Origin of the sequence: Neobacillus kokaensis (assembly GCF_014656545.1) — a bacterium.
Taxonomy (GTDB): Bacteria; Bacillota; Bacilli; order Bacillales; family Cytobacillaceae; genus Neobacillus; species Neobacillus kokaensis.
The window spans coordinates 1-284 of sequence record NZ_BNDS01000072.1; the positions used below are offsets into that span (position 1 = coordinate 1).

Genomic DNA, 284 nt, shown 5'->3' on the forward strand with positions numbered 1-284 from the left:
CGACTCCCTTCACCCGCACCATTTAATATATTTGCGGAAGTAGTTCAGTGGTAGAACACCACCTTGCCAAGGTGGGGGTCGCGGGTTCGAATCCCGTCTTCCGCTCCATAAGTATATTTTGGCGGCATAGCCAAGTGGTAAGGCACAGGTCTGCAACACCTTTACCACCGGTTCGAATCCGGTTGCCGCCTCCATCGTATTGCCGGTGTGGCGGAATTGGCAGACGCGCACGACTCAAAATCGTGTTCCGTGAGGAGTGTCGGTTCGACCCCGACCACCGGTAT

General features: G+C 55.3%; 3 tRNA genes. All 3 read left to right on the forward strand.

The window, feature by feature from the left end:
• Nucleotides 1-33 precede the first annotated feature (33 nt).
• Nucleotides 34-108, forward strand: a tRNA-Gly gene (locus IE222_RS26190).
• Nucleotides 109-120: 12 nt separating this feature from the next.
• Nucleotides 121-194: transfer RNA gene (locus IE222_RS26195), tRNA-Cys, on the forward strand.
• A 7-nt stretch (nucleotides 195-201) separates the two neighbouring features.
• Nucleotides 202-283: transfer RNA gene (locus tag IE222_RS26200), tRNA-Leu, on the forward strand.
• The last annotated feature ends 1 nt before the right edge of the window (nucleotide 284 follow it).